A 524-nucleotide genomic window follows, 5' to 3' on the forward strand; every position below is an offset into this window, starting at 1 on the left:
GAGAAGAGAAACAGGAGGATAAAGGATCAGTTACACAAGATAAGCAGACATATAGCCGACTATGCAAGGGATAACCACGTAGATGTAGTGGTTATGGGCCACAATGTATTCCAGAAACAGGAAGCAGATATGGGACATATGAATAACCAGAATTTTGTGCAGATACCAATGCTGATATTTGCAGATATGCTCAGATATAAGCTTGCTGAATGCGGGATAGAATTTGCCCTTACAGAAGAGAGCTATACTTCAAAGGCTGATTTTCTTGCAATGGATGAATTGCCTGTATATTGTAAAGGAGATGACAAACCATACTCTTTTTCCGGAAAGAGGATAAAGAGAGGCCTATACAGGCATTACGATGGTACTGTAACAAATGCAGACATAAACGGGGCTGCAAATATCTTAAGAAAAGTATTCCCAAAGGTAACCCAATGGGATAGGGGCATAGTGGACATGCCCTGTTCTGCATGCTGCGTAGAGCAGCCTGCAGGTTCATGCCGCGAAGCGGCGTAACAGAAACC

The 524-nt window shown here is 42.9% G+C and carries 1 protein-coding gene; it reads left to right on the forward strand.

The window, feature by feature from the left end; all coding sequences use genetic code 11:
* A partial coding sequence (locus tag NXH67_RS00025) for a transposase (RefSeq protein WP_272795910.1) occupies nt 1-516 on the forward strand: 516 nt, incomplete at its 5' end.
* Between the last annotated feature and the right edge of the window lie 8 nt (nt 517-524).

The organism is Butyrivibrio sp. DSM 10294 (assembly GCF_028539135.1).
Lineage (GTDB): Bacteria > Bacillota > Clostridia > Lachnospirales > Lachnospiraceae > Butyrivibrio.